This window comes from Pseudoalteromonas sp. DL-6 (genome assembly GCF_004328665.1).
Lineage (GTDB): Bacteria > Pseudomonadota > Gammaproteobacteria > Enterobacterales > Alteromonadaceae > Pseudoalteromonas.
In genome coordinates, this window is the sequence record NZ_CP019770.1 from 2,395,426 (window position 1) to 2,422,424 (window position 26,999).

Below are 26,999 nucleotides of genomic sequence, written 5' to 3' on the forward strand. Positions count from 1 at the left end.
CACAGCTTGTGCATAACTTTCATAAAACACGCTCATTTAGCAAACAAATCCACAATACAAGATCAAAAAAGTGATGTTCTCCACAGAATCTGTGGATAAACATGTTTATACATCTGTATTTATCCTTACAACAATTATAGACCTTAATTAAAACCGAACACTAAAAACAAAAAAAACAATATATTTCAGCTGCTTATCTAAAACTATAGTTTTAAAGCAGTGCATAAAATTGCACCAACCACACCGCGTACAAAAATCAACCAACCGCTAAAGATATCCACTACCAAGCTAATTTGCTATCATGACACTGCTATTTATTCAACTAAATTAACAGTATGCAACCTTTAAAACCTCATTCAATTAATCAACTAATGCAACGTGTCAATAATATTGCAGGGCTTACACTTGGCCAGTTAGCACAGCAGTATCATTTTAAAACACCTGATGATTTGTTACGTGAAAAAGGCTGGACGGGCCAACTGATTGAATATGTATTAGGCGCAACGGCCGGTTCAAAACCGCTCCCCGACTTTGAAGATTTAGGTATAGAGCTCAAAACATTGCCCATTTCATATAAAGGCAAACCATTAGAAACCACGTTTGTGTCGGTTACCCCACTAATGAATGTAACCGGTATGACCTGGCACACAAGTAGCGTACGTAAAAAGTTGAATCATGTTTTATGGCTACCTATTTTAAGTGAGCGCGATATTGCCCCGTTTGATAGAACCATAGGCAGTGGCTTTTTATGGCAACCTAGTGCGGTACAAGATGCACAATTACAGCGTGACTGGGAAGAGCAAATGGAGCTTATAGCCCTTGGCCGGGTAGATGAAATATCAGGACATTTAGGGGATGTAATGCAAATACGACCAAAAGCAGCGAATAGCCATATTGTTACCGACGCTATAGGCCCAAACGGGAAAATAATTAAAACCCTGCCGCGTGGCTTTTATTTAAAAACCAGTTTTACCGGTGAAATTTTAAAGCAGCAATTTCAGCTTTAATTGATGAAAAGTAATTAACGTTTGGCTTGTTTAACTTAGACATTCGCACTGCTTGCTTAACGCCCGTAGCTCGATGCTCGTAGCCCGTTCCTTTGTCTCTTTTTTGCTATTTTTTACAAAAAATCCCCGCCTAAGCGAGGATTTTTATAATCTTAAATATCAGAACCTAAAAAATTACTGACCTTTAACTTCTTTTAAACCATTGTACGGTGCTTTAGCGCCTAATTGCTCTTCAATACGTAGCAATTGGTTGTACTTAGCAACACGATCTGAACGGCTTAATGAACCCGTTTTAATTTGACCTGCAGCAGTACCTACCGCTAAATCTGCAATGGTTGCATCTTCAGTTTCACCTGAACGGTGAGAAATAACCACTGTAAAACCTGCATCTTTTGCCATTTTGATTGCTGCTAACGTCTCTGTTAGTGAACCAATTTGGTTAAATTTAATTAAGATTGAGTTAGCAATACCGTTATCAATACCGCGTTTTAAAATCTTAGTATTGGTTACGAATAAGTCATCACCCACTAATTGAACTTTATCGCCCATTAGTTTAGTTTGGTGTGCAAAGCCATCCCAATCAGACTCATCTAAGCCATCTTCGATTGATACAATTGGGTATTGCTCAGTTAAATCTTTTAAGAAGTGGTTAAACTCTTCAGATGTGAATTGCTTACCTTCACCTTTAAGGTCATAGATATTTGCTTCTTTGTTATAAAACTCAGAGGCCGCACAATCCAGTGCAAGGGTAATATCTTTACCAAGCTCATAACCGGCATTTGCAACAGCCACTTTAATGGCTGCAAGCGCAGCTTCATTTGATGCAAGGTTTGGTGCAAAACCGCCTTCGTCACCTACAGCTGTTGAATGACCATCTGCTTTAAGTACTTTAGCCAGACTATGGAATACTTCAGCACCCATACGTAATGCTTCACGGAAGTTAGTAGCACCCACTGGCTGAACCATAAATTCTTGAATATCCACTGAGTTATCAGCATGCTCACCGCCATTGATGATGTTCATCATTGGTAGTGGCATAGAGTAAACACCTGACGTACCATTTAAGTCAGCAATGTGCTCGTATAGCTCTACTTTTTTAGATTGTGCAGCCGCTTTTGCGTTGGCAAGCGAAACCGCTAAAATAGCATTAGCACCTAGTTTTTCTTTATTTTCAGTACCATCTAAATCAAGCATTACTTGGTCTACATCACTTTGAGCAAGTGCATTTTGACCTTTCAGTGCTGCTGCAATTTCATTATTAATAAAGCCAACCGCTTTTAATACGCCTTTACCTAAGTAACGCGCTTTATCACCATCACGTAATTCTAATGCTTCGCGAGTTCCTGTAGATGCACCTGAAGGTGCAGCAGCACGGCCCCACGAACCATCAGCTAAATATACTTCAGCTTCAACAGTTGGGTTACCACGCGAGTCCATAATTTCACGACCGATTACTTTTACGATTTCTGACATCTTGATTCCTCTATATTCCCAAAATGGTGAGTGCAGCTAACCTGAGTTGGCTAGCCTTAGAAACAAAAAAGGCCGCGCATCATGCACAGCCTTTTTAAATTACGAAGACGCTTTTTGGTAGGTATGAGCCGCAGCTACAAACCCTTCAAATAGCGGGTGACCATCACGTGGTGTTGAAGTGAATTCCGGATGGAATTGCGCCGCAATAAACCAAGGGTGATCTTTGTTCTCAATAATCTCTACTAGTTTTTTATCTTCAGATAAACCAGTAAAGCTTAAACCTGCTTGCTCAAGCTGTGCTACAAAGTTGTTGTTAACTTCATAACGGTGACGATGGCGTTCAACAATCTCGTCGCTACCATACACTTCATGTACTTTAGAGCCAGGTGTTAAATGACACTTTTGTGCGCCTAAACGCATAGTGCCACCTAAATCAGACTTTTCGTCACGTAATTCAACATTACCTTCGGCATCTAACCACTCGGTGATTAAACCAACCACTGGCGACTCTGAGTTTGCGTTAAATTCAGTTGAATTTGCATCAACTAAACCGGCAACATTTCGTGCGTATTCAATAAGCGCAACCTGCATACCTAAACAAATACCTAAGTAAGGCACTTTGTTTTCACGAGCATATTTTGCCGCTAAAATCTTACCTTCAACACCACGACCACCAAAACCACCTGGCACTAAAATAGCATCTAAGCGAGAAAGAACATCCGTTCCTTTGGTTTCTAAGTCTTGTGAATCAACGTATTGAATATTAATAGTTAAACGATTTTTTAATCCTGCATGCTTTAATGCTTCGTTTACTGATTTGTATGCATCTGGTAATTCAATGTATTTACCTACCATACCAATTGTCACTTCACCCGTTGGGTTAGACTCTTGATACAATACTTGTTCCCACTCAGCTAAATCAGCTTCAGGCGCGTCTAAATGAAAACGACGACATACAAAGTTATCTAACTCTTGCGATTTTAATAACGCAGGGATTTTATAAATACTGTCTACATCAGGCAGTGAAATAACTGCTTTTTCTTCAACGTTTGTGAACAATGCAATTTTTGCACGCTCGTTATTTGGCAGCTTACGGTCTGAGCGACAAATAAGAATATCTGGTTGAATACCTACCGAGCGTAACTCTTTAACTGAGTGCTGAGTTGGTTTTGTTTTCACTTCACCGGCAGGGCCTAAGAAAGGCACTAAGGTTAAGTGAATAAAAAGTGCGCGTTCACGACCAATTTCTGTACCCATTTGACGAATTGCTTCGATAAATGGTTGTGATTCAATATCGCCTACCGTACCACCAATTTCAACGATTGCTATATCATGGCCTTCTGCGCCATCATAAACACGTTGCTTAATGTCATTGGTAATATGAGGAATAACCTGAATAGTTGCGCCAAGATATTCACCACGTCTTTCGCGACGTAGTACATCTTCATATACGCGCCCTTGCGTAAAGTTATTACGGCTGGTCATTTTGGTGCGAATAAAACGTTCGTAGTGACCTAAATCAAGGTCCGTTTCTGCGCCGTCTTCGGTAACGTATACTTCACCGTGTTGAATTGGGCTCATTGTGCCTGGGTCAACGTTGATGTAAGGATCCAGCTTTAGAATGGTAACATCTAAGCCACGGGCTTCTAAAATAGCGGCCAATGATGCTGCTGCAATACCTTTACCCAACGAAGAAACAACTCCGCCAGTAACGAAGATAAATTTTGTACTCATGCGAACCCTAGAATATCAGGAATTAAAAGGAATATAATACCCAAACAAGTGATTTTGGAATATAAACAAGACGGGGCGAAATTGTACCAAAACATAGCTGAGCAATCCAGCTATAAATGGCAAATCTGTGCACAAAAAACAGACATTTTTTATGTCCCTATTTATTTAATTTTTTTTATCGCATCCCATGCCGCATCCATTTCTTCTAAAGACGCAGACTCAATACATTTACCCTGGGTAATTAAGTAATTTTGCACCTTTTCAAATCGTGCAGAAAACTTATCGTTGGCACTACGAAGTAATTGCTCCGGATCACGTTTAACATGGCGCGCTACATTCACGGTAGCAAACAACAAATCACCTAGCTCTTCTGCTGTATGCGCTGAGTAAGGGTTATGAGCTAAGGCTTCTTTGACTTCCTCAACCTCTTCACTCACTTTATCTATAGCTCCATGATAAGTAGGCCAATCAAAACCTAAAGCGGCTACACGTTGTTGAATTTTTTTAGCTTTTGTTAAGCTAGGTAAACTGTTTGGTATATCTTGCCATAGTGCTGAGCTTTCATCTTGAGGTTTAGTAGCACGCTCTTGTGCTTTTATTGCTTGCCATTGCGCGGCTAATTCGGCATCAGTTGTGGGTGTGTCTTGCGCTGTAAATACATGCGGATGACGACGCACTAGCTTTTCATTTAACTGGGCCACCACATCATTAAAATTAAATAATTGCTGCTCTTGCGCTAGTTGCGCATAAAACACGATTTGAAATAACAGATCACCTAGCTCACCTTTGAGTTCACTTAAATCGCCGCGCTCAATACAATCAGCCACTTCATAAGCCTCTTCAAGGGTATGAGGTACGATTGACGCAAACGTTTGCTTGAGATCCCAAGGGCATCCGCCCTCAGGGTTTCTTAGTGTTTGCATTATTTCCAGCAGTTGGCTTAAAGCCTCATTATTAGCCTGATTACTGCCCTCGTTTTGCACTGTGTACCCCTTCGATCTGATGTAGCTTAGACAGCACTTTGTTTGTGCCCTGTAAGTCATGTACCTCAATTTGCATCACAAAAATAGCTGTTTGTGTGCTATCAACCGTGTTTACGTTCATATTGAGCACATTAACTTTTTCATTGGCCAGTGCAGAACTGATGTCACGAATTAGCCCAGAACGATCACTGGCTTCAATACGAATAGTTAACGCATAAGAGCTACTAATATCATCTGACCAACTTACTGAAATAACGCGTTCTGGGTGCTTGCTTTTTAAATTACTAAACGAGTCACAATCCTCTCGGTGCACCGCAATACCGCGCCCTTGAGTAATATAACCAATGATTTCATCACCAGGTACTGGGCGACAACAACGAGCAACATGGCTCATTAAACTGCCGACCCCATCAACCACAATACCGTTTTTATCACCGGTCACTTTACTAGGCGATTTGAAACGAATTACCGGCTCATGCTCTGTTCTGTCGGTAATAAAGTTAAGCATTTGGTTAAGGCGAATATCGCCTGCGCCAATGGCGACCATTAAGTCATCAAGTTCTCTAAAATTAAACCGCTTTATAGCGGGGTCTAAATCTTTGTAAGTTAGCTCTAATTTTTGTAACTCATTATCAAGAATCTCTTTACCCGCACTTAAATTTTTATCGCGGTCGAGCTGTTTAAACCAATGGTGGATTTTGGCTCTAGCGCGAGACGATTTAATATAACCCAGCGACGGATTCAACCAATCACGGCTTGGGTTTGGCTGCTTTTGGGTTAGTATTTCAACTTGGTCACCAGTGCTTAACTGATGAGTAAATGGCACTATTTTACCAAATATTTTTGCACCAATACATCTATGCCCTACATTGGAGTGAATGTAGTAAGCAAAATCAAGAGGTGTTGCCCCTAGCGGTAAGTCAAAAATATCTCCACGAGGGGTAAATACATAGACGCGGTCTTCAACCACTTGGTTTTTAAGCTCTTGTGCTAAGTCGCTACCATCGACCACTTCTTCTTGCCATTGCAGTAACTTACGCAACCAGCTAATTTTTTGCTCATAGCCTGAACCACGCCCTGGTAATGCGCCTTCTTTGTACATCCAATGCGCGGCGACACCCAGCTCTGCATCTTGATGCATGTCGTGCGTTCGTATTTGAATTTCAACGGTTTTACCCTCAGGACCAAACACAACCGTATGAATAGATTGATAGCCATTTTGTTTTGGGGTCGCAACGTAATCGTCAAACTCTTTATTTAAATGACGCCAATTAGTGTGCACTATACCTAGAGCACCGTAGCAATCTTGCAATCGTTCAACCACAATTCGCATGGCGCGTATATCAAATAGCTGATCAAACTCGTAGTTCTTTTTAGCCATTTTTTTATAAATACTGTAGATATGTTTTGGCCTGCCGTACACCTCAGCTTTAATACCCGCTTCATGGAGGCGTTGTTTGACCTGTTCAACCATATCAACCATATACGCTTCACGGGCAAGGCGCTTATCATCGAGTTGCTTAGCAATATTTTTATAAATATCGGGGTGCAAATAACGAAAAGCTAAATCCTCAAGCTCCCATTTTAATTGACCAATACCAAGACGATTGGCAAGCGGTGCAAATATATCAGCGGTCTCTTTAGCGGCAACTACTCGCTCTTCTTCTGCGGCATCTTTGACGTTGCGTAAATGGCAAACCTGTTCGGCTAATTTAATCACCACAGCGCGCACATCTTCCACCATGGCAAGCAGCATCCGGCGAATATTATCGACTTGCACAGTGCCGTTGCCTTGATGAGCTAAGGTACTTATGGTAGCCATTTGTGACACACCTGTAAGCAGTACTGCAACATGGTTGCCTAAATGCTCTTCTACCGCATCAATGCTCACTACATCATTTAAATAATAAGGGGTTAAATAGGCGGTGGCTAAAGAGTCAGCATCTAAATTTAACTCAACTAAAATCTCCACCATTTCTATAGCGGTATTTTGTCGCTCGCTGTTATCGCACGTTTGGCAAAGCTGCTGCGCTTTGTTGAGTAAGCTGATTTTTTCTTGAGACAAATCAAGAGATTCTACGCGTGAAAAAAAGTCACCCGCTTTATCATGTTGATGAGATTGACGTGTCGCTACCATAATGCGCTTTACCTCCGTTGAAATAACGCCATAGTTTCGATATGCCCCGTGTGAGGAAACATATTCATTAGCCCTATTTTATTCAACTCAAAGCCGGCTTGCGAAATAATAGCGCTGTCACGGGCTAAAGTAACAGGGTCGCAAGAGACATATAAAATCGCTTTAAACTGCGTTAATGGAAGCTGTTCTAAAACTGCCATAGCACCAGTGCGTGAGGGGTCGAGCACTAAAACATCTAATTCTTTATTAAACCATGGCGCTTTTTTAATGCTAGTGGTTAAATCAAAGCAATGAAACTGAGTATTAGTAATAGAGTTAGTGTGCGCATTTTGCGTTGCTAATGCAACCGCCGAAGCCACGCCTTCAATTCCTGTTACTGTTTTAGCCTGTTTGGCTAGCACTAAAGAGAAGTTACCAATACCACAAAATAAATCCAGAACATTTTCATCGCCTTGAAGTGCTAACCACTTTGCAGCTTGAATTAACATCGCTTGATTTACACTCGCGTTAACCTGGATAAAGTTACTGAGCCCAAACTCAAACGTTATATTTAGCTGTTCAAGCTTATAAAATGGCATAGCTAAATGTGAATGATCAATGGTGTCACTGTCACTTTGCCACACTAATTGCCAATTATGAGCTGCCACACTTTGCTCAACAAACGCTTTATCTGTGGGCGAAATCGCTTTTGTATGACGAATAACAATAAAAGATTGTTCATCAGCGGCACATAACTGTAAATGACTAATACTGTGCAGCGTCTTGTGTTGATTAATGACTTTATCAAATACATTAAATACATCGGCAAATACGTCACTTAATACTGGGCACTGATTAATACTAACAATGCTTTTAGAGCCACGTGCCCTATAGCCTACCCGCATTTTTTTTGCGGCCTTGTCGAACATAACAGCAACCCGAGCACTGCGTCTATAGTGGGTTGCTTGGCTGAGCAGCGGAGCTTGCCAGTTCAAATTAGTTAATTTTGCAAACTTGGCAAATAATTGATTCACCGCCGCCTGCTTTTCAATTACCTGTTGTGTGGCATCTAAATGCTGTAGCTGGCAACCACCGCATTGGCTGTAGTGTTCACAAATAGGCGCTGTACGATATTCACTAGCTTTAATTATTTTAAGCGTATCAGCTTGGCTGTAACGTGCTTTATCATCAACTAACTTGGCTTTTACTCGCTCACCAGGTAATGCTCCACTAACAAAACACACTTTATTATTGTACTTAGCAATACCACGGCCATGGTGATCCATTGCTGTAATATCGAGTTCTAGCGATTGCTGTTGTAGTGGTTTTTTCTTTGCTTTGAATATTTGTGCCATGAGGCATTACCTTAAAGGTTGATGAATTACGTCTCTACTTTGAGAATAGCTATGAGTATGTATATACTCACATTTAATAAAAATGATAATAATGCTCAGATTATGACCAAACTAGGCTTGCGCGATTCTGTTTTAACACTCACCCTGATCCCCACAGTGATCATTGGGCTATTACTAGGTGGTTATTTTACAATAAATCGTTACATTGAGCTTGATGAAATTTTATATCAACAAGGCACAACAATTTCTGAGCCTTTAGCGATTGCTCTTGAACAACCTTTACTGGAAAAAAATAAAAAACTACTTAACCGTGTTATTCGTTATACACACAACAAACACTCACCAGCGGTTAAATCAATTGCTATTTTTAATGATAACAACCAACTTATTATAACCAGTAATTATCATCGCTCGTTCGATACCTTAATTGAGCAAACACAAATTGACAGCTTTAAAGCCACACATGTTCAGCAAACTGAAGAATTAGTGACTTTCTTTACCCCTATCATTAACCATACAACACCCAATAGCGACTGGGATACTTCTGAGTTTCAAACCACATTAGGTACCGTGGTGATCCAACTTAATCGCGACAAGGCCGTTATTGGTCAGCAACGCGCATTATTAGTTAGCGGTATTATTATTATCTTTGCTTTAGTATTAGCTGCTATTTTAGCACTAAAACTTAGTCGTATGTTTATGACACCGCTAAATAAGTTAGTACTTGCTACCGACAGGTTAATTGAAGGGAAAAGACAAACAGGGTTAACTGAGCCCATGAATGGTGAGTTTGAACTATTGCGTGAAGGACTCAATACCATCTCCCACTCTATGGTGATGCAAAAAGACGAAATGCAAAAAAATATTGATCAGGCAACTAGCGATTACCGCGAAACACTTGAACAATACGAAACGCAAAATATACAGCTCACTATGGCTAAAAAAGAAGCCCAAGATGCTAACCGCGTTAAGTCTGACTTTTTAGCAAAAATGAGTCATGAATTGCGTACACCACTTAACGGGGTAATTGGCTTTACTCGCCAGCTTTATAAAACACCGCTAAATAAAAATCAAAAAGATTACCTTGATACCATTGAGCTCTCAGCAAACAGCTTACTGACCATTATTAGTGATATATTAGATTTCTCTAAATTAGAAGCAGGCGCTATGGAGCTTGAATCGATTCAATTTCAATTACGCGACAGCGTAAACGAAGTGATGACATTACTGGCACCTAGCGCTCACGACAAACAACTTGAGCTCTCTATTTATATAAATCCTCAGGTGCCCGATCACTTAACCGGTGACCCCACACGGTTTAAACAAGTGCTTATTAACTTGTTAAGTAACGCGATTAAGTTTACTGAAAAAGGTGCGATTAAAGTCGATATTAGCCATCGTTTATTAGATGAGGAGCGCACGTCCATTTTAGTGTCGGTTGCTGACACCGGGGTGGGCATTCCTGCCGATAAACAAGACGCGTTATTTACCGCCTTTGGTCAAGCCGACTCCAGTATCACCCGCAAATTTGGTGGCACTGGCTTAGGGCTTATTATTACTAAACATATTGTTGAGGCAATGAATGGCCGTATTACCTTAAATTCAGCTCCAGGTAGTGGCACATGCTTTACTTTTAATGGCGTATTTAGATTACCAAACCACGTATTCACCAACGATTTGCCTACCCAGTCATTAATTGGTAAGCGTGTGCTTTACTTAGAGCCACATAAACATACTCATCATGCCGTACTTTCATTATTACAAGAGTGGAAAATCAGCGTCACCCCATGTCATAGCGAAAGTGAATTTTTAGAGTGTATCGAGAAATCAGAGATTAATTTTGATATATGCCTTATTGGTCACATGGCATCGGTTGACGATATGCAGCGCTTAAAAAGCTATGTAAAAGCGGTTAGGGAATCAACCGATTATTTATATTTAATGCTTAATACTGTATCGCATAATATGCGTGAAGCTTTTATAGGCAGCGGCGCAGATGCCTGTTTAAGTAAACCGCTCAACCATCGTAAATTATGTGAGTTATTAGCCGCACCATATCGACTTGATCACCCGGCGCATAACATAGATCAGCATGAACAAACTCTACTGCCATTAAAGGTATTAGTGGTAGATGATAACGACGCTAATTTAAAATTAATATACACCCTACTAAATGAACAGGTTGAATTGATTGATACCGCGCATAATGGTTCACAAGCTTACAGCTTAAGTAAAAGTCATAAATATGATGTGATTTTTATGGATATTCAAATGCCGATAATGGACGGCATTACAGCCTGCAAACTCATTAAAGAGTCATCTTTAAATGAAGATACACCTATTATTGCCGTAACTGCGCATGCACTTAATAGTGAAAAAGAACAATTATTAAAAGATGGTTTTGAAGGCTATTTAACTAAGCCAATTGACGAAGATATGCTCAACCAAATTATTTGCGATCATAGTCCGCAGTTACCTGTAAGCCGTGATAAGTCAAAAAGCACATTTGAACATAGCACCGCGCCTTTTGATAGCACTCGGCTTGATTGGACGTTGGCGCTGCAACGTGCAGGCGGTAAACCCGAATTAGCCAATGAGATGCTTAATATGCTGTTATTAAGCGTGCCCGAAACCCTAAACTTATTAAATCAAGCAATCGTCAGTAATGATTGCCATCAAGTACTCAGCGTGATCCATAAGTTTCATGGAGCGTGTTGCTACACCGGCGTACCAAAGCTAAAAACCTTAGCTGAAACGATCGAAACATCACTAAAAAATGAATGCGTACTTGATAATATAGAGCCCGAACTGTTTGAACTTCAAGACGAGCTGGAAAACTTACTTGTTGATGCCAACATTGATAACAACAATAAAAAAGACGAGCTATAGCTCGTCTTGTCTATTGTTATTTATGATTCTAAGCGCGAGCTTCAAGCATTAAGCGTTTCATGTCACGCACTGCTTTATCTAAACCATCAATCGCTGCACGGGCAATAATAGCGTGACCAATATTAAGCTCGTAAATCTCTGGCATCGCTGCAATTGGCTTCACGTTGTGATAATGCAAACCATGGCCGGCATTAACAATTAAGCCAATACTCGCTGCATACTTAACGCCTTGGCGGATGTGCTCAAGCTCTTTTGCGGTGTCTTCATCATTAGTTGCATCTGCATAGGCCCCAGTATGAATTTCAACATAAGGTGCACCACAGGTTTTTGCCGCGTCTAACTGCGCTTTATCAGCATCTATAAACAGTGATACTTTAATACCGGCTTGCGTTAGGGTTTTAGTCGCTGCGGCTATTTTATCAATATTACCCGCTACATCTAAGCCACCTTCGGTAGTAAGCTCTTCACGTTTTTCTGGTACTAAGCAAACATATTCAGGTTTAACCTCAAGTGCAATCGCAATCATTTCATCGGTTACTGCGGTTTCAAGGTTCATACGTGTTTGAATGGTTTTAGCCATCACATACACGTCGCGATCTTGAATGTGTCTGCGGTCTTCACGTAAATGAATCGTAATGCCATCTGCACCGGCATGTTCTGCAACACTGGCTGCATGGGCTGGATCTGGGTAAGAAGTACCTCGAGCTTGGCGAAGCGTTGCAATATGATCTACGTTCACGCCTAGAAGAATATCTTTCATGTTTGTACCTGTGAAATTTGTTTATTGAGAGCTAATAAATAACTCACGACTTTTTAATGGCTTATTGCCCAATAATGGCTTTAATAAATAACGACTTAATTGCTTTGCCATATATAACACATCCGCTTGGCTAAAGTCATGATTTGCTATGGCATTAAGTTGTGAACCGGTGAATCCAGAACGCGAGTCATGTTGCACTGAAAACCCTACTTCTGCGAAGTAGCTATACGTTTGTGCCTCGTCAATTGGCTCACCGTCAGCGTCAAAACTAAAATCGACTCCATATCCTAGCAGCTCTAACAGTTGAAATTCATAAGAACGCAGTACCGCTTGCATGTCACTACCGCTATTAAGGTTTTCTAGGTGTGTTTTATAAAGTTGAAAAACTTGATCAATGGGCTCATTAATCGGCACAATGCGATTAGTTAGCTCATTTAAATAAAAGCCACAGTAAAGCTTATCACCGGTTAGAAATAACGGGTTGCCGTAGAGCTCAAATTTATTAATATATTTTAAATCGTATTTGCCATTGTAATGGACGAGTAAGGATTGAAATGGTTGTAATTGGGCTTTATGTTTAGTGGCCTGGCGACCACTAACTCGAGCGAGCATTCTAAGCTGACCAACGCCTTCTACCAGCATATCTAACATTACTTGCGAGTCACTGTAGGGACGTCGGTGTAATAAATAGGCTTTGTAAAAGTCGCTGTCCATATTAGGCTATTCGATACTTATTAATCTTCACCGTAGCCTAAGCTTCTTAAGGCACGTTCATCGTCAGCCCAGCCCGATTTTACTTTAACCCATAATTCTAAAAATACTTTATTTTCAAGCATTTCTTCTAGGTCTTTACGCGCTTCACGGCCGATCACTTTTAGCTTTTCGCCTTTGTTACCGATAACCATGCGCTTTTGCGTTTCACGCTCAACCAAAATAAGGCCATTGATGTGCCAAATACCGTTTTCTTGCCATTTAAACTGCTCTATTTCCACAGTCACTGAGTAAGGTAGTTCCTCACCCATAAAGCGCATAAGCTTTTCACGGATCACTTCAGCAGCCATAAAGCGCATTGAGCGGTCAGTAACGTAGTCGTCTGGAAAATAAAATTCGCACGGCGGTAAACGTTTAGTCACTTCATCTTTGATCAGGTTAATGTTTTTACCCTGAGTCGCAGATACAGGCATAATGCCTATAAAATCAAACTTATCGCCTAACCACTTCATATGTGGCAGTACAAGGTCACGATCTTTTACCTGGTCAATTTTGTTAATAACTAACAATACCGGCTTGCCACTTTGGCTCACTTTGTTAAGTACCATCTCGTCATCGGCATTCCAATGAGTGCCTTCAACAACAAAAATAATCAGTTCAACATCGCCAATTGAGCTCGACGCTGCACGGTTCATTAAACGGTTAATGGCGCGTTTTTCTTCAACGTGAAGACCTGGGGTATCTACGTACACCGCTTGGTGTTTACCCTCAGTATGAATACCCATAATACGATGGCGCGTGGTTTGTGGCTTACGTGAGGTAATACTGACTTTTTGCTCAATAATTTCATTAAGCAAGGTTGATTTACCCACATTAGGACGGCCAACAATCGCAACCATGCCACAAAATGTGTCTATTTCGCCTTCATGAGGCTGTATTAAGGTATCAAGATTCATTTTTAAGTATCTTCAATGCTTTTTCGGCCGCTTTTTGTTCGGCTTTACGCCTTGAGCTGCCAACAGAAATAATGCTATCCATTCCATCAACGATACATTCAACCGTGAATGTTTGATTGTGTGCCTGACCTTTAGTATCTACTACAGTATAGCCAGGTAATGATAGCTTACGAGCTTGCAAATACTCTTGCAGCAGGGTCTTAGGATCTTTTTGATTAAGCCCTGGTGAAATAGCATCTAAACGTGATTCATACCACGCTAAAATAAGCTCGCCGCAGCGATCAATGTCTGAATCTAAAAATACAGCACCAATTATGGCTTCAACTGCATCTGCAAGGGTCGACTCGCGTCTAAACCCGCCACTTTTTAGCTCGCCTGGGCCTAAACGTAGGTAATCACCTAGCTCAAACTCAAGGCCAAATTCAGCTAACGTCTGGCCGCGAACTAAAGTCGAACGCATGCGGCTTAAATCGCCTTCACGTGCTTTAGGAAATTTAGCGTACAAGGCATTGGCAATTACAAAGCTCAAAATCGAGTCGCCCAAAAATTCGAGTCGCTCGTTGTGTTGACCTTTATGGCTGCGGTGCGTCATTGCTTGCTCAAGTAGGCCTTGATCAGCAAATGTGTAGCCAATTCTTTTGTATAACTCTGTTACATTTTTTTTCATTGTTACTGAATATTACCTAGGCGTTCAAAACGAACACCAGTTGGAACCCATCCTGGTAAAATGTCATCTGGGCCATTATCAAATTCAAAACTCATCCATATAAAGACAGCTTTACCCACCAAGTTTTCTTTTGGTACAAAGCCCCAAAAGCGACTATCTTGGCTGTTATCGCGATTGTCACCCATCATAAAGTAATGATCAGCAGGCACCACCCATTCATCCGCAGGAGTGCCCAATTGCTGGTAGTAACGCCCTTTTCGTTCAGGCGATTTTGGGTTAATTAAAATATCATGGCTAGACGTAGTTAAATCTTCATTTAAACGCGCTAAAGCCATTGGGCCTTGCATAAATTCATCATCATTAATTAATTTAAAATCAATTTTATTGAATTCGTTGCAAAGAAACGCGCCTTTTTGAACTTCGCCTTCTTCACATTTTGGTTGAATATATAAACGCTTATCGCGGTAAACAATTTTATCGCCAGGTAAGCCTATAGCACGTTTAATATAATCAACTCTTTCATCTAATGGGTATTTAAAAACAACAATATCGCCACGCTCTGGTTCGCTCACATCCACTAACTGGCTGCGCCATACTGGGTCTTTAATTCCATAAGAATACTTTTGCACTAAAATAAAATCGCCTACTAATAAGGTTGGCATCATTGAACCCGATGGGATCTGAAACGGCTCAAAAATAAACGATCTAAAAATAGTGATAGCAGCAATCATCGGAAAAATCGACTTTGCTGTTTCAGTAATGACTGGCTCAGGCGCAATCAATGCTGCTGTTTCTTCATCAAGTTGGCCACCGGCAGAAGTTTGTGCAATTGCCAAACGCTCCTGCCTTTTAGGGGCAAACATTAAGTGATCTATTAACCATATTAGGCCTGAGCCTAAGGTTAATAACACCAATAAAACTGAAAAGTAGCCAGCCATTTATTATCCTTTATTTTTATTTACCAACTTTTAAAATGGCTAAGAACGCTTCTTGAGGCACTTCAACGTTACCAAGTTGCTTCATTCGCTTTTTACCATCTTTTTGTTTTTGAAGTAATTTTTTCTTACGACTCACGTCACCACCGTAACACTTCGCGATTACGTTTTTACGTAGTTGCTTTACAGTTGTACGGGCGATTACATGCTGACCAATTGCTGCCTGAATCGCAATATCAAACATTTGACGCGGTATAAGCTCTTTTAACGCATCAGCAAGCTGACGACCACGAGACTGCGCGCTTTCGCGGTGTACAATAATAGCTAGAGCATCGACGCGCTCGCCATTAATAAGTATATCTACACGTACCATGTCTGAGGTTTGGAAGTGCTTAAAGTTATAATCAAGCGACGCAAAACCACGACTGGTTGATTTTAACTTATCAAAGAAATCCATTACCACTTCAGCCATTGGCAGTTCATACGTTACTGCAACTTGCTTGCCGTGATAGCTCATTTTAGTTTGCATACCGCGCTTATCAACACATAACGTGATTACGCTTCCCAAGTACTCTTGTGGTACTAAAATATTTGCTTCTACTACTGGCTCACGTATTTCTAAAATATCGTTTACGGCTGGTAGGTCAGACGGGTTATCTATTTGTGTAGTGCCCTCTTTAGTCACTACCTCATAAATAACCGTTGGTGCTGTGGTGATTAAGTCAATGTCGTATTCACGCTCTAAACGCTCTTGAATAATTTCCATGTGCAGCATACCTAAGAAGCCACAACGGAAACCAAACCCTAACGCGGTTGAATTTTCTGGTTCAAAGAATAACGACGCATCGTTTAAGCTTAGTTTGTTAAGTGCATCACGGAACGACTCGTAATCATCTGACGCAATTGGGAACATGCCCGCGTAGACTTGTGGTTTAATTTTCTGAAAACCAGGTAAGCGCAGTGGTGCCGCATTTTTTTGATGAGTAATAGTATCGCCTACTGGTGCACCGTGTATTTCTTTAATACCGGCAATAACAAACCCTACTTCACCTGTGCGTAAAACACCGGTGTTAGTTTGTTTAGGCGTAAAAATACCCACATGATCTGCGGTATGTACGTTCTCGTTTGACATGATTTTAATTTTGTCGCCAGCGCGTAATTCACCATGCTTAATACGCACTAGCGATACAACGCCTTGGTATGGGTCAAACCAAGAATCGATAATTAGCGCTTGTAATGGTGCGTCTTTATCACCAACTGGTGGCGGTACATCTTTAACGATCATTTCAAGTACTTCAGCAATACCCACACCTGTTTTGGCGCTACATTGCACGGCATCAAGGGCATCAATACCAATAATGTCTTCAATTTCTTCGGCTACACGTAATGGGTCGGCTTGCGGTAAATCAATTTTATTCAGAACCGGTATAACTTCTAAGTCCATTTCAATGGCGGTGTAACAGTTAGCTAATGTTTGTGCTTCAACACCTTGGCCGGCATCAACAACCAATAATGCGCCTTCACACGCTGCTAGTGAGCGTGATACTTCATAAGTAAAGTCAACGTGCCCAGGAGTGTCGATAAAGTTGAGCTGGTACGTTTCACCATCGTTTGCTTTGTAGTTTAACGTTACACTTTGCGCCTTAATGGTAATGCCACGTTCACGTTCAATATCCATTGAATCTAGAACCTGCTTCTGCATTTCACGGTCGGTTAAACCACCACAAACTTGGATCAAACGGTCAGAAAGGGTCGATTTACCATGGTCAATGTGGGCGATGATCGAAAAATTACGGATATGCTTCATAAACTGGATTCTAAACTTCTATTTTAAAGGACTAAGGTCGCATGCCTAAATAACTTGAAAATACTTGCTGTGCATTTTCAAGTTACTGTGGCATAAAAACGCAATTTTACATTTAATTGGCGTCAATCACCATCTATTTGAGTTAAAGGGAGACTAATTGGATGAATTTTTATCACTTTAATCTCATGTCTAAGTGATTTTACCCATGTTTTAGCAATTAAAAAGCCGGTGATGCCACCCAATATCGCTGCTAAAATTTGCCAGCCTTCGGCCAATAATATTAATTCACTGCTTATTAAGGCGAAGATTAAACTCAAAAACAAGGGCAACATGTAAACGGCAAAGGCATGTTTTACAACATGGCTGTCATCCAGTGACAGGGTCACTTTTTGCCCCACCTCTAATTGCGTTTCAAATTTATAGGGCAAGGTTTTTTTGGCGGTACCAAATAACTTGCTAAACACCTGTGAGCCACAACGTCCATTACAGCCTTCACAGGCCTGTTTTTGTTGGGCTTCTAAATGCGCAACGTGGCCACTAAGGGCCACGACGGTTAACGTTTGTTCTATCATAATTTAGTTTCTATAATGCCCGTGATACCGACTCTGCAATCGCTTTAGCACTCGTTGTTGGGATATTCCCCACCACAGACACATCAAAATTTCCGCCGTTGTGCACATATATAGTGGTTGCACCCGAGGTCAGTGCTCCGCTTAAACGCTTGCCCGGTAGTGGTCGTTGTACAAATACTGATACCTCAACGAATCCATCAGAAAATAAATAGTAGTCTGTTAATTCATTGTTTAAGTCGAGCTTATGTCTATCTGACTTGAGTAGTTCAAACCCTTCAGGTAGCCAACCAATAGTCCAATTCATGGCATTTGCTTTGCTTTGTTCAGCAATTGAATTAGCGGGTAATGGGGTTGGAAAATTACGATTAAGTACTTCTAATAATAAGCTTGCCGGTTGCTCAGTTACACTGATATGGGTAAGTTGTAATTGCTCAAGTGCTTCGCCTTGATGATTAACATAAGCGGCTTTTAATAATAACGAAGACTCAGTATCAATCCAAATCCAATAGTTATATTTGTCATCGTTTTTAGATTCAATTCGAACCAGCTGAGCAGGACGCCCCGCAATACGGCCTTTACCACCAAGCACAAAATCATAATGCGCACTTAGGCGATTAATATCTTTAAATAAAACTTCTGGGATGGGACCTGCAATTGAGTCGGTTGTTAACGAGTAAGGTTCTGATTGTGGCTCAAAGTAGGTAACTTGGTCGTCAATACGGATCATTTCAAGGCCAGCGCCATTGAGCAAACTTAAATGCTCAAGCTCTATATCACCTTGTTTAGCATGCACCCAGCGGTAGGGCTCCATACTTTTACCTTTAACAACAACAAAAGAGGCGTCGAAATTACGAGTGTGAACTGCACTGGCCATTTCAAGCAGTAAATCTTTAGCGGGGTTTGTGTCATTGGCAAAAGTGTTAAAACTTAACACCAATGACATAATAAAAGTGATTACTTTCATCTAATTAGTTTTTTTCCTCTGGCGATGTTTCATCTGTTTTAGCTGTTTTTAACGAATGAGCAACACGCGCTTGACGCTGATGTTCAAGTACTAATGCGCCAATGCGTTGCTGTTGAAGCTCGCGCAAGCCTTGCTCTGCGTTATCAAGTGCTGGTGCTGATGAGTAGCTTACTGGCGACGCCATGCCGGTTAACGGCGTGGTTTGCAGTAAAGGAATTTCATTTTGTGGAGCATCTTCACCTTGCGGTAAGGTGTTCACGCCAACAATAGTAAACATTGCTACACTTGCTGCAATTGCCAATTGGGCAACCGGTTTACGCCAATTAAACGCCACTACTTTGTTGTCTGTTTCGGTGCTTGAAGGGGTTGCCACACTGTCAGACTGGCTAAAGTCTGCATAAACGGGCTCACTCTCAAGTGCTAACGAAATGCGATCGCTAATATCAAAGTCCATATTATTGTTATTTTCTTTAGCTCGCATTGCATCACCGATTAACGCGTAACGGCCAAACGTAGCAACATCATCTGATGCAATAGCGGCATCATTTAAAGTTTGCTCACCGTCAAGTAATGCTGATAACGATTCGTTATCTAAGCGGTTAACGTGTGCTTTTGTCATACTAAGACTCGCCTATCAATGGGTTTAATTTATTATCAATTGCTTCACGGGCACGAAAAATACGCGAACGTACCGTCCCGACTGGGCAATCCATCACCACGGCTATTTCTTCATAGCTCATACCCTCAATTTCTCTAAGAGTAATCGCGGTTTTAAGATCTTCAGGCAAACTATCAATCGTATTAAAAATAACAGCGCGTACTTCTTCGCTTAATAGTAAATTTTCAGGTGACGCGTTAGAACGCATTGAATCTGCACCTTCATAAAACTCGGCATCCTCAGCATCTATATCATTTGCTGGCGGTTTACGCCCTTGAGCCACTAAATAATTTTTAGCACAATTAACGGCGATACGGTAAAGCCAAGTATAAAAAGCACTGTCACCACGAAAGTTTGGAAGGGCACGGTACGCTTTAATAAACGCCTCTTGTGCTACATCAGCAATGTCACCTTGATTTGATACATAACGTGAGATCAAACCGGCAATCTTGTTCTGATACTTCTTAACTAATAGGTTAAAGGCGTTTTTATCTCCCTGCTGAACCCTTTTCACTAACGCTAAATCTAATTCCTGCTCGCTCATTCGAGCCGGTACTCCTCTGATTGATTCTTGCTTATTATTCATAGTGTCGCCATTGTTCACACCTACTCTGACCCTTAGATGAATAAAAAGTTCTGACTCATATTGTTTTTTTATAAAATAGCTACAAATTACGCGTTTATACGCTAAAACCACTTAGTAGTAGTTCAACAAATATGGTACAACTATAAGTATTAAAAATAAATATTGCTCTATCTGAGCATTGTAACCGCAAAGTACCTCACAGATGAACCAAAATAAACATCACATTACCGATGTCGCTATTATTGGTAGCGGCGCAGCAGGCTTATCACTTGCTTTATCTTTGGCTAATTACTGTAACGTTACCGTGATCAGTAAAGGTGAATTAACCGAAGGTTCTACTCTTTATGCCCAAGGCGGAATTGCCGCTGTTTTTGATAAAAAAAATGACAGTATAGAGTCTCACGTTGAAGATACCTTAGATGCAGGTGGCGGTTTGTGTGACAGAGAAGCTGTTCATTACACTGCCAGTAATGCGCATGACTGCCTACAATGGTTGATTGATCAAGGCGTACCTTTTGATATGGAATTTGATAGTAAAGGTAAAGAGCGCTTTCATTTAACCCGCGAAGGGGGTCATAGCCATCGACGCATTTTGCATGCTGCCGATGCCACTGGCAAAGCAGTGCAAACAACGCTGATTAGCCAAGTTCAAGCGCACAACAATATCACCTTGTTAGAGCATTACAATGCGATTGATCTAATTACAGATAAAAATATCGGTAAGACGGGGTCACATGTTCACGGTATGCATGTGTGGAATAAAAAAGCCAAAAAAGTAGAAACTATTGGCGCAAAATTTGTTGCCCTAGCTACGGGTGGCGCAAGTAAAGTGTACCTTTACACCTCTAACCCTGATGTTTCTAGTGGTGATGGCATTGCAATGGCGTGGCGTGCGGGATGTCGCGTTGCTAACATGGAATTTAATCAATTTCATCCAACCAGCCTTTATCATCCAGAATTACAAAACTTTTTAATTACCGAAGCAATGCGTGGGGAAGGTGCCTATTTAAAACGCCCTGATGGCACTCGCTTTATGAAAGAGTTTGATGAACGAGAAGAACTCGCTCCGCGCGATATTGTAGCGCGCGCTATCGACTTTGAAATGAAACGCCTTGGCGCAAATTGCTTATATTTAGATATTAGCCATAAAGACAAAGATTTTATTATTGAACACTTCCCTACTATCTACGCTAAATGCTTGAGTGTAGGGCTTGATATAACCAAAGAGGCAATCCCTGTCGTTCCCGCAGCACATTACACCTGTGGTGGCGTAATGACCGACTTTAACGGCAAAGCGGATTTAGCAAATTTGTACGCTGTGGGTGAAGTGGCTTATACCGGCCTGCATGGTGCTAATCGCATGGCGAGTAACTCGTTATTAGAGTGCATTGTGTTTGCCCATGCAGCAGCAAAAGATATTTTGAGTAAAATAGAGACCGCACCCGCGCTGGTTGATTTACCTAGTTGGGACGAAAGTCGTGTATCTAATTCAGATGAAGAAATTGTCATCACTCACAACTGGCATGAGCTACGATTGTTTATGTGGGATTATGTTGGGATTGTACGCTCAACTAAACGCCTTGAACGTGCGCTTCATCGTGTTGAGTTACTACAACAAGAAATACACGACTATTACGCAAACTTTAGAGTAAGTAATAACTTACTTGAATTACGTAATTTGGTGCAAGTTGCCGAGCTTATAATTAGAAGTGCAATGGAACGTAAAGAAAGTCGTGGACTACACTTTACCATTGATTATCCAGAGCAAAATGAGAACCCAACGCCCACTATTTTGACCCCTCCGCGTAATTAATTGCTTCAAGCGTTGCCCGTTTTAAACGCGCATAACTTTGTTCATCAACACTATTGGCTGAAATAATCAGCCAATAGTTTTTACTAAAACCATTAATATACAACCACACACTCTGACCAAGTAACCGGCTTTGTTTACTAATTACACCTTGAATTTGCCTGCCAGAGCCTTCAAAGCGAAATTGATTCGGCTCTAAAAGTATAATGCCCTGCTGTGGCTGAGCAGCGACGATTTTTCGCCAAACGATAATGCCAGCAACACTATTAAGTGCAATACAAAAAAGAGTTGCCATCACCGAGTTCATAAATAGGCACAACACTAAAGTCAGCACACAACAAAAGACCACAATAGATTTGTGGTCTGTTTTATTATCTGTAACAGTAAATCTATACACGAACTCGGTCTAAAATTAGCTGAACCATGCTGTTTAGCTCTGCGTCTTTACATTCTTCATGGCCCATAAACCAAGCGAATAAATCTGGGTCTTCTTGGGTTAATAGACGCTGAAAAATCGCTTGCTGTTTAGCATCTAACGAATCATAAGCTTCTTCAACAAACGGCATAAACAAAACATCTAGCTCTAACATGCCACGGCGACAAGCCCAACGGATACGTGCTTTACTATGTATTTCAACCATTTTAAACCTCATATTTAATTAACTCGAGTTTACCAAATATGCGTTAATTTAACAGCACTAAGTTATAAAAACATCGTCTGTTAGTCGCTGTACCATACGCTTTAACTACGTTATTATGTGACCTCATTTGTTATTGCAAAGAAGGTGTTTATGTCTCAGGTTTATGCATGTCCTTTATCACATCAGGTTATTAGCCTCTCAGGCGCAGATAAATTATCGTATCTCCACGGACAAATCACTCAAGATCTAAATAAACTTAATAACAGCAACTTTTTGTGGGCAGGTCACTGTAGTGCAAAAGGTAAGTTATGGGGTGTATTTAAGCTATTTTCTTATCAACAAAGTTACTTTTTAACAGGCTCAAGTGCAGAAGTAGAGCACTCTCTTGCTGAATTAAAAAAATATGCTGTATTTGCAAAAGTTGAAATTAATAAAGCCTCAGAGCGATTAATTGGTTTACTTGGTGATGACCTAACAGACTTACTCACACAATTGGATATTCACTTTAGCGATGACGCCACAGCCTGTGACTTCGCCCATGGTAAAGCACTGAAACTGGCACCAAACCGCGTTTTATTGATGGTTGATAGCCAATTTTGCCTACCTGACGACGTGTCAACTCTCGACAACGATGCCCTATGGCAACAAGCGTCTATACTCGCTGGTGAACCGCAATTAAGTGTCGATGCGATTGATGAGTACGTACCGCAAATGGTTAATCTGCAAGCCATTAACGGCATTAGCTTTAAAAAGGGTTGCTACACAGGCCAAGAAACCGTTGCACGTATGAAGTACCTAGGCAAAAACAAACGTGCTATGTATATCGTTTCTGGGCAAAGTGAAGGGTTACTCGAAGCACCCGACATTGAAACTCAATTAGGTGAAAACTGGCGCCGCGCAGGTAAACTTATTGCGCAAAGCTATAATGAACAAACACAGACTTTAACTGGTTTGGTCGTGTTGCCAAACGATACTGATATCGATCAGACTCTTCGTGCAAAACACACCCCTTCGGTAGAGCTAAACATTCTGCCTCTACCTTACTCTCTTGAAGATGAATAATAGGAATGACTATGATCGTTGCAGCAAATAAAGTGGTAAAAATGCATTACTCTGTTTTAGATAATGACGGAAATACCATTGATAACTCATTTGGCGGTGAGCCATTAATTTTTATCGTTGGTACAGGCTACCTGATCTCAGGGCTTGAAAATGCGCTGCAAGGCAAGCAAGCTGGCGATACACTAAGTGTAAAAGTAGAACCAGAAGAAGGTTACGGTGAGCGTCATGATCACTTAATGCAAGCCGTACCAAAATCAATGTTTGAAGGTATGGAAATTGAAGTGGGCATGCAATTTCGTGCAACCACCGATGACGGCGACCAATCAGTAATGATCATCGATATTCAAGATGAAGAAGTCATTGTTGATGGTAACAACCCACTTGCCGGTATTACACTTAACTTTGATGTAGAAATTTTAGAAGTACGCGATGCAACAGCCGAAGAGCTTGAGCATGGCCACGTACATGGCGAAGGCGGTTGTGGTCACGAGCACTAAGCCCTAATTCAGTAATAAAAAAAGCGCCTGAGGCGCTTTTTTTATAGCATATTATTATGCGTACGTAATTTAACTTGAGGCTCTGCTGCTGGTACTTCGCCTGGGGTTATTTTATCTTCAAGCGCAGCAACTAGCCCCTCTTGGTCATTCGTGCCTAAGCGATACTGAGTGCCATCTTTAAGCGTTAATTGCACCGCACTAAAGCCTGATACCGAATAAATCCAACCATCATGTGTAATGCGAATACCAATACCATGACGGTATGAGTTTTGTACTGCCTTTACATCCACTATGTCTTCTAATGCTAATTTTTGGCCGGCAACACCTGGACCAAATGCCCAGCTAACATGGGTATCATCAACTTTAATAGTTAAACCGTGGAACAAAAAACCCACCAGCACTAAAATACCCGCAAATACGATTAATGGGGCATCGGCACCGATTAAGTTCCATGCAAGTACAACAAAACCACTGATCCACGCTAATACTACAAATATAAATACCGCATACTGCTTATGCTGATACATAACACTCTCAATTAAAAAGTTAAAAAAATTAAAAACTGTACACTAAGGTTGCACTGAGCTCTGAATCGTATTTAAGCTTATCTTCCTCAGGCTTAGAATTATAACGGTACATATACGCAAATTTAAGCGATACCGCGCCAACCACTTGGCTAATTAATGCCGTTTCTGACTTTAACCGTGAATTAAGCCCAGACAATGACTGCTCTATACTAATATCCTGATTAAATCGGGTGCGCTTAGATACCAACCGTTCCCACTGCATTGCAATACGAAGTAAATAGCCCATTTTGTCTTTGTCGTCTTCAAGTGCTGTTGACTCATCATCAGCAACTGAGCGGTATAAACCTGGGCCAATATCTATATCTACTTTATTTTTAACCCCTTGATAAACACGTGCACCATAACCAGTTGCTACAGTGCTTTTAAAATCAAGGCCACTAAATTCATCTTCCTCGTAATCCCCATAAATAAAGAATGACGAGTTTTTAACCCCTACTTTATAGTTGCCTTGTGCAGATACAAACACGCGATTAGCAGTCACATCAGACTCACCTGTTTCTTCATTTTCGTCACGTTTGTAGAGGGAGTCTATTTTGAATTGATTTCGCCAGTTTTCAAAATCTTGATAAAGATTCCCTTTAAGCTTAAAACTGGTGGAGTTGGTATTGCCTTTACTTAAAATAAAACCAAATTCGGTATCGCCATACAGTACTTCGCCTTTGTGTAACTCATGAATCTCTTCATCTGAAAGCTGACCATACTGATGAAAATCTTCAAAAGGATCAACAGCCCAGCTAAAGCAGCTAAATAATAAAAGCAGTAATACAAAGGAGTTTCGCAAAATACGTTCTCTTGCAAATGGCAATAACAAAAAAGCGGAGAAATGGTTATTCACTTTCTTTCCACAAAATATGACAAAAAGGTGCATCTTTATCAAGGCTAATTAAAATTTTCGCAAATAATACGTCTTCATTATCAAACTCAAGGCCTACTAATACTTGAATAAAATGCTCAGGTTCAATTTCTAAGGCAACAAAGTCTTGCCACTGTTCATCAGGCTCATCTTCTTCAATAAAGCCTAGCTCTTCACGGTACAGGTTAAATTCTTCAACATCTTTATCGCTTAAATTATTGGGAGCCAGCTCTAAAAAAATATCATAAGCTTGATGAGTTGCTTCTTCTACCGTAAATAAACGTGGACCTGACATGAATGGTTAACCTCTGAGCTTTTAAGTGGGTATCATAATATCAAAAGTTGTTGGAGTTTTGATAAAAAAAACACGTTAAATACTGACTTTTTTATTTATTCCTAATACTTATGGACAGATTAACGATTAGTTAGCGTAAGGCGTTACCCTTAAAAATTAAGTTAATCGTTAAAGATAACAGACCCCATTTACTTAAAAAAATTCAGTTTGTTTTTATTCATCTTCATCCACTTTACTTAACATCAATAAAAACATAAGCTCAAGCAACAGGTCAGAGGAGTGCACAATGATAAAATTAGAAAAAAAACAGGGTATCGCTACGGTTACATTGCATCGCGAAGAAAAACAAAATGCCTTAAGCTTTGCTATGTTTGTTGAGCTTAATAAAGTGATTAAAAATATAAAAAAAGACGCCAGTATTCGTGCGGTTGTATTAACCGGTGAGGGTGAACACTTTTGTGCAGGACTCGATATCAATGCGGTTATGGCCTCACCATTCAACATTATAAAGCTCCTATTTAAATGGCTGCCTGGTAATCAAAACCTAGCACAAAAAGTAGTCTTAGGTTGGCAATCATTGAGTGTGCCTGTAATTGCTAAAATTAACGGAAATTGCCTCGGTGGTGGGCTACAAATAGCGCTCGGGGCTGATTACCGGATTGTTCATCACGATGCCAAACTCGCCATTATGGAAGCGCGCTGGGGGTTATGCCCCGACATGGGCGCTAATGTTATGCTTGCAGGACTAGTAAAACGCGACCAAGCACTTTGGCTAGCAAGCCATGCTGACCCCATTAGTGCTCAACACGCTTTTGAACTCGGTTTAGTAACAAAAACAACCGACGATACAGATAAAGCAACGAAAGAAATGCTTGATACATTACAAGCACGTTCACCTGACACATTAGCGGCAATAAAGCGAGTAACTCAACAAAGCTATAAAGCCCCAGCTCGAAAAATACTCGCCAAAGAAACATGGAGCCAAATTCGCTTATTAATCAACCCCAATACTAAAAAAGCCATTGCTAAAGCAAAAGGTAAAACTGATATTGAGTTTGCAAACGCCAAACGCTGGTAATAC

At 40.7% G+C, this 26,999-nt stretch carries 26 protein-coding genes; 6 read left to right on the plus strand and 20 right to left on the minus strand.

Annotation, left to right across the window (positions count from 1 at the left end):
* Nucleotides 1-335: 335 nt before the first annotated feature.
* A complete protein-coding gene (gene mutH, locus B1F84_RS11205; RefSeq protein WP_131691453.1) occupies nucleotides 336-1,007 on the plus strand; it encodes a DNA mismatch repair endonuclease MutH in 672 nt (223 codons plus the stop codon).
* Between the two features lie 174 nt (nucleotides 1,008-1,181).
* Here mutH and eno read toward each other — a convergent pair whose 3' ends face one another.
* From eno to rlmD, 5 genes are all read right to left on the minus strand, one after another.
* Nucleotides 1,182-2,480: a phosphopyruvate hydratase gene (eno, locus tag B1F84_RS11210; protein ID WP_131691454.1), complete on the minus strand. Its 1,299-nt coding sequence runs from the start codon at nucleotides 2,478-2,480 to the stop codon at nucleotides 1,182-1,184.
* A 99-nt stretch (nucleotides 2,481-2,579) separates the two neighbouring features.
* Nucleotides 2,580-4,214, minus strand: coding sequence for a CTP synthase (locus tag B1F84_RS11215; protein ID WP_131691455.1), 1,635 nt, complete (start codon nucleotides 4,212-4,214; stop codon nucleotides 2,580-2,582).
* 161 nt (nucleotides 4,215-4,375) lie between these two features.
* Nucleotides 4,376-5,197 carry a nucleoside triphosphate pyrophosphohydrolase gene (mazG, locus tag B1F84_RS11220; RefSeq protein ID WP_131691456.1) on the minus strand — a complete coding sequence of 274 codons (822 nt, stop codon included), beginning with the start codon at nucleotides 5,195-5,197 and terminating at the stop codon, nucleotides 4,376-4,378.
* Nucleotides 5,178-7,334, minus strand: a complete 2,157-nt coding sequence (gene relA / locus B1F84_RS11225) for a GTP diphosphokinase (protein WP_131691457.1) — start codon at nucleotides 7,332-7,334, stop codon at nucleotides 5,178-5,180. Before relA ends, mazG begins: the two co-directional genes overlap by 20 nt.
* A gap of 8 nt (nucleotides 7,335-7,342) precedes the next feature.
* Nucleotides 7,343-8,668, minus strand: a complete 1,326-nt coding sequence (gene rlmD / locus B1F84_RS11230) for a 23S rRNA (uracil(1939)-C(5))-methyltransferase RlmD (RefSeq protein WP_131691458.1) — start codon at nucleotides 8,666-8,668, stop codon at nucleotides 7,343-7,345.
* 102 nt (nucleotides 8,669-8,770) lie between these two features.
* Between rlmD and barA the strand changes: the two genes are divergently transcribed.
* Entirely contained in the window at nucleotides 8,771-11,557 is a 2,787-nt protein-coding gene (barA, locus tag B1F84_RS11235; protein ID WP_205988856.1) for a two-component sensor histidine kinase BarA, read from the plus strand.
* Nucleotides 11,558-11,585: 28 nt separating this feature from the next.
* Here barA and pdxJ read toward each other — a convergent pair whose 3' ends face one another.
* The 10 genes from pdxJ to rpoE all read right to left on the minus strand — a co-directional run bounded on the left by pdxJ (nucleotide 11,586) and on the right by rpoE (nucleotide 20,131).
* On the minus strand, nucleotides 11,586-12,317 hold the full coding sequence (gene pdxJ, locus B1F84_RS11240; RefSeq protein ID WP_008111769.1) for a pyridoxine 5'-phosphate synthase: 732 nt from the start codon (nucleotides 12,315-12,317) through the stop codon (nucleotides 11,586-11,588).
* Nucleotides 12,318-12,338: 21 nt separating this feature from the next.
* A complete protein-coding gene (recO, locus tag B1F84_RS11245; RefSeq protein WP_131691460.1) occupies nucleotides 12,339-13,031 on the minus strand; it encodes a DNA repair protein RecO in 693 nt (230 codons plus the stop codon).
* A 20-nt stretch (nucleotides 13,032-13,051) separates the two neighbouring features.
* On the minus strand, nucleotides 13,052-13,984 hold the full coding sequence (gene era / locus B1F84_RS11250) for a GTPase Era (RefSeq protein ID WP_008111765.1): 933 nt from the start codon (nucleotides 13,982-13,984) through the stop codon (nucleotides 13,052-13,054).
* A complete protein-coding gene (gene rnc, locus B1F84_RS11255; RefSeq protein WP_008466504.1) occupies nucleotides 13,974-14,651 on the minus strand; it encodes a ribonuclease III in 678 nt (225 codons plus the stop codon). The genes era and rnc overlap by 11 nt, the downstream gene beginning before the upstream one ends.
* Nucleotides 14,652-14,653: 2 nt before the next feature.
* Nucleotides 14,654-15,589, minus strand: coding sequence for a signal peptidase I (gene lepB / locus B1F84_RS11260; RefSeq protein ID WP_008111762.1), 936 nt, complete (start codon nucleotides 15,587-15,589; stop codon nucleotides 14,654-14,656).
* 16 nt (nucleotides 15,590-15,605) lie between these two features.
* Nucleotides 15,606-17,393 carry a translation elongation factor 4 gene (gene lepA / locus B1F84_RS11265; RefSeq protein WP_008111760.1) on the minus strand — a complete coding sequence of 596 codons (1,788 nt, stop codon included), beginning with the start codon at nucleotides 17,391-17,393 and terminating at the stop codon, nucleotides 15,606-15,608.
* Nucleotides 17,394-17,515: 122 nt separating this feature from the next.
* A complete protein-coding gene (locus B1F84_RS11270; RefSeq protein ID WP_131691461.1) occupies nucleotides 17,516-17,965 on the minus strand; it encodes a SoxR reducing system RseC family protein in 450 nt (149 codons plus the stop codon).
* A gap of 10 nt (nucleotides 17,966-17,975) precedes the next feature.
* Nucleotides 17,976-18,929, minus strand: a complete 954-nt coding sequence (locus B1F84_RS11275) for a MucB/RseB C-terminal domain-containing protein (protein ID WP_008111756.1) — start codon at nucleotides 18,927-18,929, stop codon at nucleotides 17,976-17,978.
* Nucleotides 18,930-18,933: 4 nt separating this feature from the next.
* A complete protein-coding gene (locus tag B1F84_RS11280) occupies nucleotides 18,934-19,548 on the minus strand; it encodes an RseA family anti-sigma factor (protein ID WP_008111755.1) in 615 nt (204 codons plus the stop codon).
* 1 nt (nucleotide 19,549) lies between these two features.
* Entirely contained in the window at nucleotides 19,550-20,131 is a 582-nt protein-coding gene (rpoE, locus tag B1F84_RS11285) for an RNA polymerase sigma factor RpoE (RefSeq protein WP_008111753.1), read from the minus strand.
* A gap of 244 nt (nucleotides 20,132-20,375) precedes the next feature.
* Between rpoE and nadB the strand changes: the two genes are divergently transcribed.
* Nucleotides 20,376-21,986 carry an L-aspartate oxidase gene (nadB, locus tag B1F84_RS11290; protein ID WP_131691462.1) on the plus strand — a complete coding sequence of 537 codons (1,611 nt, stop codon included), beginning with the start codon at nucleotides 20,376-20,378 and terminating at the stop codon, nucleotides 21,984-21,986.
* Here the strand turns inward: nadB and B1F84_RS11295 are convergent.
* Together B1F84_RS11295 and B1F84_RS11300 are read right to left on the minus strand one after the other, a co-directional pair.
* Nucleotides 21,961-22,317: a hypothetical protein gene (locus B1F84_RS11295; protein WP_131691463.1), complete on the minus strand. Its 357-nt coding sequence runs from the start codon at nucleotides 22,315-22,317 to the stop codon at nucleotides 21,961-21,963. The two genes, nadB and B1F84_RS11295, sit on opposite strands and share 26 nt — an antisense overlap.
* A 55-nt stretch (nucleotides 22,318-22,372) precedes the next feature.
* The gene (locus B1F84_RS11300; RefSeq protein WP_010387788.1) at nucleotides 22,373-22,624 is read right to left on the minus strand and encodes a succinate dehydrogenase assembly factor 2; all 252 of its coding nucleotides are present in this window, start codon (nucleotides 22,622-22,624) and stop codon (nucleotides 22,373-22,375) included.
* A gap of 150 nt (nucleotides 22,625-22,774) precedes the next feature.
* Here B1F84_RS11300 and B1F84_RS11305 point away from each other — a divergent pair, with 150 nt between their 5' ends.
* Nucleotides 22,775-23,686, plus strand: coding sequence for a folate-binding protein YgfZ (locus tag B1F84_RS11305; protein WP_131691464.1), 912 nt, complete (start codon nucleotides 22,775-22,777; stop codon nucleotides 23,684-23,686).
* Nucleotides 23,687-23,697: 11 nt separating this feature from the next.
* Nucleotides 23,698-24,183 carry a peptidylprolyl isomerase gene (locus B1F84_RS11310; RefSeq protein ID WP_008111743.1) on the plus strand — a complete coding sequence of 162 codons (486 nt, stop codon included), beginning with the start codon at nucleotides 23,698-23,700 and terminating at the stop codon, nucleotides 24,181-24,183.
* A gap of 41 nt (nucleotides 24,184-24,224) precedes the next feature.
* On the opposite strand, the gene B1F84_RS11315 is transcribed toward B1F84_RS11310, so the two are convergent.
* The 3 genes from B1F84_RS11315 to B1F84_RS11325 are packed head-to-tail and all read right to left on the minus strand — an operon-like array spanning nucleotide 24,225 to nucleotide 25,918.
* Nucleotides 24,225-24,710 (minus strand): hypothetical protein, encoded by a 486-nt coding sequence (locus B1F84_RS11315; protein WP_131691465.1) that lies wholly within the window; start codon nucleotides 24,708-24,710, stop codon nucleotides 24,225-24,227.
* Nucleotides 24,711-24,738: 28 nt separating this feature from the next.
* On the minus strand, nucleotides 24,739-25,551 hold the full coding sequence (locus tag B1F84_RS11320) for a DUF481 domain-containing protein (RefSeq protein ID WP_131691924.1): 813 nt from the start codon (nucleotides 25,549-25,551) through the stop codon (nucleotides 24,739-24,741).
* A gap of 46 nt (nucleotides 25,552-25,597) precedes the next feature.
* Nucleotides 25,598-25,918, minus strand: a complete 321-nt coding sequence (locus tag B1F84_RS11325) for an HI1450 family dsDNA-mimic protein (RefSeq protein WP_131691466.1) — start codon at nucleotides 25,916-25,918, stop codon at nucleotides 25,598-25,600.
* Nucleotides 25,919-26,204: 286 nt separating this feature from the next.
* Here B1F84_RS11325 and B1F84_RS11330 point away from each other — a divergent pair, with 286 nt between their 5' ends.
* The gene (locus tag B1F84_RS11330; protein WP_076918316.1) at nucleotides 26,205-26,996 is read left to right on the plus strand and encodes a crotonase/enoyl-CoA hydratase family protein; all 792 of its coding nucleotides are present in this window, start codon (nucleotides 26,205-26,207) and stop codon (nucleotides 26,994-26,996) included.
* Nucleotides 26,997-26,999 lie beyond the last annotated feature (3 nt).